Annotated in this window: 6 protein-coding genes; 2 read left to right on the top strand and 4 right to left on the bottom strand. The window is 59.0% G+C overall.

Going from position 1 to position 7,154, the window contains the following annotated elements:
- Window positions 1–47 precede the first annotated feature (47 nt).
- The 4 genes from KSS91_RS01215 to KSS91_RS01230 all read right to left on the bottom strand — a co-directional run bounded on the left by KSS91_RS01215 (window position 48) and on the right by KSS91_RS01230 (window position 4,302).
- Window positions 48–1,481, bottom strand: coding sequence for an NAD(P)(+) transhydrogenase (Re/Si-specific) subunit beta (locus tag KSS91_RS01215; RefSeq protein WP_007969748.1), 1,434 nt, complete (start codon window positions 1,479–1,481; stop codon window positions 48–50).
- The gene (locus tag KSS91_RS01220; RefSeq protein ID WP_007992881.1) at window positions 1,478–1,834 is read right to left on the bottom strand and encodes an NAD(P) transhydrogenase subunit alpha part 2; all 357 of its coding nucleotides are present in this window, start codon (window positions 1,832–1,834) and stop codon (window positions 1,478–1,480) included. The genes KSS91_RS01215 and KSS91_RS01220 overlap by 4 nt, the downstream gene beginning before the upstream one ends.
- A gap of 11 nt (window positions 1,835–1,845) precedes the next feature.
- Window positions 1,846–2,967: a Re/Si-specific NAD(P)(+) transhydrogenase subunit alpha gene (locus KSS91_RS01225; protein WP_007969746.1), complete on the bottom strand. Its 1,122-nt coding sequence runs from the start codon at window positions 2,965–2,967 to the stop codon at window positions 1,846–1,848.
- Between the two features lie 435 nt (window positions 2,968–3,402).
- Window positions 3,403–4,302 (bottom strand): LysR family transcriptional regulator, encoded by a 900-nt coding sequence (locus KSS91_RS01230; RefSeq protein ID WP_015092939.1) that lies wholly within the window; start codon window positions 4,300–4,302, stop codon window positions 3,403–3,405.
- Between the two features lie 157 nt (window positions 4,303–4,459).
- Here KSS91_RS01230 and KSS91_RS01235 point away from each other — a divergent pair, with 157 nt between their 5' ends.
- Both KSS91_RS01235 and KSS91_RS01240 read left to right on the top strand, forming a co-directional pair.
- Window positions 4,460–5,641: an acyl-CoA dehydrogenase gene (locus tag KSS91_RS01235; RefSeq protein WP_007992884.1), complete on the top strand. Its 1,182-nt coding sequence runs from the start codon at window positions 4,460–4,462 to the stop codon at window positions 5,639–5,641.
- Window positions 5,642–5,654: 13 nt separating this feature from the next.
- A complete protein-coding gene (locus KSS91_RS01240) occupies window positions 5,655–6,875 on the top strand; it encodes a CaiB/BaiF CoA transferase family protein (protein ID WP_217836812.1) in 1,221 nt (406 codons plus the stop codon).
- The last annotated feature ends 279 nt before the right edge of the window (window positions 6,876–7,154 follow it).

Raw genomic sequence — 7,154 nt, forward strand, 5'->3', positions numbered from 1 at the left:
AACAAAAACGCCCCGACGAGTCGGGGCGTTGTGTGTACCGCAGAGGATTAGTCGACGGCTTTTACCATGTCTTCGATGACCTTTTTGGCGTCACCGAACACCATCATGGTTTTGTCCAGGTAGAACAGTTCGTTGTCCAGGCCGGCATAGCCGCTGGCCATCGAACGCTTGTTGACGATGATGGTCTTGGCCTTGAACGCTTCGAGGATCGGCATGCCGGCAATCGGCGATTTCGGATCGTTCTTCGCGGCCGGGTTGACCACGTCGTTGGCGCCCAACACCAGCACCACGTCGGCCTGACCGAACTCGGAGTTGATGTCTTCCATCTCGAACACCTGGTCGTAAGGCACTTCGGCCTCTGCCAGCAACACGTTCATGTGGCCCGGCATACGACCGGCAACGGGGTGGATCGCGTACTTCACGGTCACGCCGCGATGGGTCAGCTTCTCGGTCAGTTCCTTCAGTGCATGCTGCGCCCGTGCTACCGCCAGGCCATAGCCCGGAACGATGATCACGGTGTCGGCGTTGGTCAGCAGGAAAGTCGCGTCGTCAGCCGAGCCGGATTTCACCGGGCGTGCTTCCTTGGCGCCTGCCGGACCTGCGTCGGCTGTATTGCCGAAACCGCCGAGCAGTACATTAAAGAAGGAGCGGTTCATCGCCTTGCACATGATGTACGAGAGGATCGCACCGGACGAACCTACCAGCGAACCCGCGATGATCAGCATCGAGTTGTTCAGCGAGAAGCCGATACCTGCCGCTGCCCAGCCGGAGTAGCTGTTGAGCATCGACACGACCACTGGCATGTCCGCGCCACCGATCGGGATGATGATCAGCACACCCATGATGAAGGCCAGGGCCAGCATCAAGGCGAAGGCGCTGAGGTCGCCGGTCAACATGAAGGTGATGCCCAGGCCCAGAGTAGCCACGCCGAGCAGCAGGTTCAGTTTGTGTTGACCGGTGAACTGTACCGGTGCGCCCTGGAACAGGCGGAACTTGTACTTGCCCGACAGCTTGCCGAAGGCGATGACCGAGCCGGAGAAGGTGATCGCACCAATGGCGGCACCGAGGAACAGCTCCAGGCGGTTACCGGCCGGGATCGCGTCACCCAGCTGCGCAACGATACCCAGCGACTGCGGCTCGACGACCGCCGCAATGGCAATGAACACCGCGGCCAGGCCGATCATGCTGTGCATGAAGGCGACCAGTTCGGGCATCTTGGTCATTTCAACGCGTTTGGCCATGATCGAACCGGCAGTGCCGCCGATCAGCAGGCCGACGATCACGTAGACGATACCGTCATGGGCCAGTTCGGCACCGAGCTTGTAGATCAGGCCGACCGTGGTGAGGATCGCCAAGCCCATGCCGAGCATGCCGAACAGATTGCCGCGACGCGACGTGGTGGGATGCGAAAGGCCCTTGAGCGCCTGGATGAAGCAAACCGAGGCGATCAAATACAGGGAAGTAACCAGGTTCATGCTCATGCTTGCTGCACCTCAGCCTTGACTGCTTCGGCCTTGGCGGCCGGAGCTTTTGCCGGGGCCGCTTTCTTCTTGAACATTTCCAGCATGCGTCGGGTGACCAGGAAGCCACCAAAGACGTTGACCGCGGCCAGGGCCACGGCCAGGGTGCCCATGGTCTTGCCCAGCGGGGTCACAGTGAGGGCGGCGGCGAGCATGGCGCCGACGATCACGATGGCCGAGATGGCGTTGGTGACAGCCATCAGTGGCGTGTGCAGTGCAGGTGTAACGTTCCAGACCACGTGGTAGCCGACGTAGATGGCCAGCACGAAGATGATCAGGTTGTAGATACCGTGAGAGATCAGCATGTCTTCCATTGTTTTTATCCTCAGCCGTTCTTGCGCACGATCTGGCCGTCGCGGCACATCAGGCACGCGGCGACGATATCGTCTTCAAGGTTGATCACCAGTTGTCCTTCTTTATCGAACAACAGTTTCATGAAGTCCAGCAGGTTGCGTGCGTACAGCGCCGAAGCATCGGCCGCCACTGCGCCCGCCAGGTTGGTCGGGCCAACGATGGTCACGCCATTTTCGACGACCACCTGATCGGCCACGGTCAGCGGGCAGTTACCGCCCTGGGCTGCCGCAAGGTCGATGACTACTGAGCCCGGTTTCATCTGTGCCACGGTTTCTGCGCTGAGCAGCGTCGGTGCCTTGCGACCGGGAATCAGTGCTGTGGTGATGACGATGTCAGCCTGCTTGGCGCGCTCGTGCACGGCCGCGGCCTGGCGCTGCATCCAGCTGGCCGGCATCGGCCGGGCGTAACCACCGACACCAACGGCGCATTCACGCTCTTCGTCGGTCTCGTAAGGCACGTCGACGAACTTGGCGCCGAGGGATTCGATCTGCTCTTTCACCGCAGGACGCACGTCTGAGGCTTCGATCACCGCACCCAGGCGTTTTGCCGTGGCAATGGCCTGCAATCCGGCTACACCGGCACCAAGGATCAGCACGCGCGCCGCTTTTACGGTGCCCGCAGCCGTCATCAGCATCGGCATGAAACGTGGGTAATGGTGAGCGGCCAGCAAGACAGCCTTGTAACCGGCAATGTTGGCTTGCGACGACAGCACATCCAGGCTTTGGGCGCGGGAGGTGCGTGGCGCAGCCTCCAGGGCGAAGGCGGTAATGCCGCACTCGGCCATTTTGGCGATGGTTTCGTTGTTGAACGGATTGAGCATACCCACCACAACGGTGCCGCTTTTGATCAGCGCCAGCTCGCTGTCGCTGGGGGCGACCACCTTCAAAATCAGCTCTGCTCCAAACGCATCATTGGCGCTGCCAATGGTTGCGCCTGCCGCTTCATAGGCACTGTCGACAACGCTGGCATTAACGCCGGCGCCGCTTTGTACAGTGACCTTATGACCCTGGCTGATCAGCTTCTTGATGGTTTCCGGGGTTGCAGCAACCCGTGTTTCACCGGTCTGGGTTTCGAGAGGAACACCAATGTGCACGTCAAATCTCCTGCGTGATCTTATTGAGTAAACCCATGCACTACGGATGGTGCGGCTGGGGCGGCCGATCAGCACGATCCCGCCAAATCAGGGCGGGGCGCGGCATTTTGCAGGCGAACTTTGTGCCCTTCAAGGGATTATGACGGGTGACGGAAAATTAACTACAAGTCACCCCGTGACCGAATGTCGCAACCAACCGGCTCGATCCCTTGCAAACCGTGCTTTACAAGGATTCTGGCCGAAATTGAAGAATTTATACATCGGCCGTATGAATGATGCGGCATCGCCTCGAAATAGTGGCCCAAAGCCGCGTGATCTGGCGCTTGTGGGACGTTTGTACGACTTTTCGATACAGTTTGCTGTTATGCGACAAATCCGTATATCTGTAGGGCTTTGTTTTTGCTGACTACGGGGTCAAGTAACGTGGAGAAGCCTTTACTCCTCTAGGCTGTAGCTGTGCGCCTGATTTACCAGCCAGTCACGAAATGCCCTTAAAGACGCGGATTCGACCTTTCGCTCAGGAATCATCAGGTAATAAGCCTTGATGCTGGACAGTGCTTGCGGGTTGGCGATCACCAGACGTTTTTCTTTCAACTCCCTTTGAATCAGGAACGGCGGAATCAGGGCAATGCCCATGTCATGCATGGCCGCTTGGGCGAGCATGGAGAATAGCTCGTAGCGGGGGCCTGTCATGTCTCGCGGGACATTCAGGTGTTGGGAATCGAACCACTGGCGCCAGGCATAAGGACGGGTGGTTTGTTGCAGCAGGGGCAAATCGGCGATTTCGCCGGGCGTAAGGCTGTTGTTGTTTCCGAGCAGGTTGGGGCTGCAAACGGGCATCGGATTTTCACCCATCAGCCTGTGGGATTCTGTACCTGACCAATCCGCGTCGCCGAAGTAGATCGCGGCATCGAAATCAGTGTCGGCGAACAGGAACGGGCGTGTGCGGTTGGTCAGGTTGACCGTCACTTCCGGGTGCTTGTGCTGGAAGTCCTTGAGTCGTGGCAGCAGCCATTGGGTGCCGAAGGTCGGAACCACGGCCAATTCGATTACGTTGGTGCCCTGCTGGCCCATCACGGACAAGGTGTCGCGCTCAACCGCATCAAGTTGAGTGGCGATCCGGCGGCTGTAGGAAAGCCCGGCCTCGGTCAGCTTCACTCCACGCCGCGAACGTCGGAACAGTTCTACGCTGAGGAACTCCTCAAGGCTGGCGATCTGTCGGCAAATCGCCCCCTGGGTCAGCGAAAGCTCCTGGGCGGCCTTGGTGAAGCTTTCATGGCGCGCCGCGGCCTCGAAGCTGATCAGGGCGGTGGTGCTGGGTATCTTCCTGCGCATGTACGTCAACCTCACTAATGCATCGCATAAAAGCTCTTTTGCGACGTTTCGGAGTGAGAAATTAGCACAACAGTATGCGAAATCCTCGTTTGCCGTAGCGCCGATCCAGGCCTAGGATCACTCCACGTTATTTGACCCGATTCGAGAGGACACACTCATGGGCGGTAAAGCTAGCTTCAACTGGATCGATCCCCTGCTGCTGGATCAACAGCTCACTGAAGAAGAACGCATGATTCGCGACACGGCTGCGCAGTTCGCTCAGCAGAGCCTGGCGCCGCGCATTCTTGAAGCTTTCCGCCATGAGAAGACCGATCCGGCGATCTTCCGCGAAATGGGCGAAGTGGGTCTGTTGGGTGCAACCATCCCCGAGCAGTACGGTGGCAGCGGCCTGAACTACGTCAGCTATGGCCTGATCGCCCGTGAAGTCGAGCGTATCGACTCCGGTTATCGCTCGATGATGAGTGTTCAGTCCTCGCTGGTGATGGTGCCGATCAATGAGTTCGGTACCGAAGCGCAGAAGCAGAAGTACCTGCCGAAACTGGCCTCGGGCGAGTGGATCGGCTGCTTCGGTCTGACCGAGCCTAACCACGGTTCCGACCCGGGCTCGATGATCACTCGTGCGCGCAAAGTGGAAGGCGGCTACAGCCTCACCGGCAGCAAGATGTGGATCACCAACAGCCCGATTGCCGACGTGTTCGTGGTCTGGGGCAAGGATGATGCCGGCGACATCCGCGGCTTCGTTCTGGAGAAAGGCTGGAAAGGCCTGAGCGCTCCGGCGATTCACGGCAAGGTTGGCCTGCGGGCATCCATCACCGGTGAAATCGTGATGGACAACGTGTTCGTACCGGAAGAGAACATCTTCCCGGATGTCCGTGGCCTGAAAGGTCCTTTCACCTGCCTCAACTCGGCACGGTACGGCATCTCCTGGGGCGCATTGGGTGCGGCCGAGTTCTGCTGGCACACCGCTCGCCAGTACACCCTGGATCGTCAACAGTTCGGCCGTCCATTGGCAGCCACTCAGTTGATCCAGAAGAAACTGGCCGACATGCAGACCGAAATCACCATGGCGCTGCAAGGCTGCCTACGTCTGGGGCGTATGAAGGATGAAGGCACTGCGGCGGTCGAAATCACTTCGATGATGAAGCGCAACTCTTGCGGCAAGTCCCTGGACATCGCGCGCATGGCTCGCGATATGTTGGGCGGCAACGGCATCTCCGATGAGTTCGGCGTTGCTCGCCACCTGGTGAACCTGGAAGTGGTGAATACCTATGAAGGTACACACGACGTTCATGCACTGATCCTCGGTCGCGCGCAAACCGGCATCCAGGCGTTCTATTAACAGGAGGACGTCCATGGGCGCGCTATCGCATCTACGGGTACTGGATTTATCGAGGGTGCTGGCCGGGCCTTGGGCCGGGCAGATCCTGGCCGACCTCGGCGCTGAAGTGATCAAGGTCGAGCGCCCCGGTAATGGTGATGACACGCGCGCCTGGGGGCCACCGTTCCTAAAAGACGCTTACGGGGAAAACACCAGCGAGGCTGCCTATTACCTGTCGGCCAATCGCAACAAACAATCGGTCACCATCGACTTCACTCGCCCCGAAGGGCAGAAGCTGGTGCGTGAACTGGCGGCGAAGTCGGACATCCTGATCGAAAACTTCAAGGTTGGTGGTCTGGCGGCCTATGGCCTGGACTATGAATCGCTGAAGGCGATCAATCCGGACCTGATCTATTGCTCGATCACCGGGTTTGGCCAGACCGGTCCTTACGCCAAGCGTGCGGGTTATGACTTCATGATCCAGGGGCTGGGCGGTCTCATGAGCCTCACGGGGCGACCTGAAGGCGAAGAAGGTGCGGGGCCGGTGAAGGTTGGCGTGGCACTGACGGACATCCTGACCGGGCTCTACTCGACCGTGGCGATCCTGGCTGCGCTGGCGCATCGGGATCACGACGGCGGTGGTCAGCATATCGACATGGCGCTGCTGGACGTGCAGGTGGCCTGTCTGGCCAACCAGGCCATGAACTACCTGACGACAGGCAATGCGCCTAAACGCTTGGGTAATGCTCATCCGAACATTGTGCCCTATCAGGATTTTCCTACGGCTGATGGCGATTTCATCCTTACCGTCGGGAACGACGGGCAGTTCCGCAAGTTCGCGGAAGTGGCCGGGCAGCCGCAGTGGGCGGACGATCCGCGTTTTGCCACCAACAAGCTGCGGGTGGCGAACCGTGCGCTGCTGATTCCGCTGATCCGCCAGGCAACGGTGTTCAAGACCACCGCTGAATGGGTGGCGCAGCTGGAGCAGGCGGGCGTGCCATGCGGGCCTATCAATGACCTGGCGCAGATGTTTGCCGATCCTCAGGTCAAGGCTCGCGGCTTGGCCATCGAGCTGCCGCATGCGCTGGCGGGGATGGTGCCTCAGGTGGCGAGCCCTATTCGTTTGTCCGAAACCCCGGTGGAGTACCGGTTTGCGCCACCTTTGCTGGGTGAGCATACGCTGGAGGTATTGCATCGGGTCTTGGGGCTGGATGCAGGCTCGGTGTCTGCGCTCAAGGCGTCTGGCGTGCTTTGATTGCTCTCCTCTATATAGGGAAGCGCTTTTGCTTCTCTATATAGGCTTCAAACCCGGCGTTTTAGCGCCTTCTGCAAGTTATTGATAGAAAAGCAAAATCAGTGCTTGACGGCAGATTCTGGAGGCCTATAATTCGCCCCACTTCCGGCGCAGTCGAAACGGAAAACTCCTTGATAAACAAAGAGTTACGCAGTTTTCGGCAGCAGGTTGCTTCAGGTCATCGAAGCATAAAGGAAGTTGAAAAAGAGGTGTTGACAGCAGCGAGTAACGCTGTAGAAT

Source organism: Pseudomonas azerbaijanorientalis (genome assembly GCF_019139795.1).
In the GTDB taxonomy this organism is placed as follows: Bacteria; Pseudomonadota; Gammaproteobacteria; order Pseudomonadales; family Pseudomonadaceae; genus Aquipseudomonas; species Aquipseudomonas laurylsulfatiphila.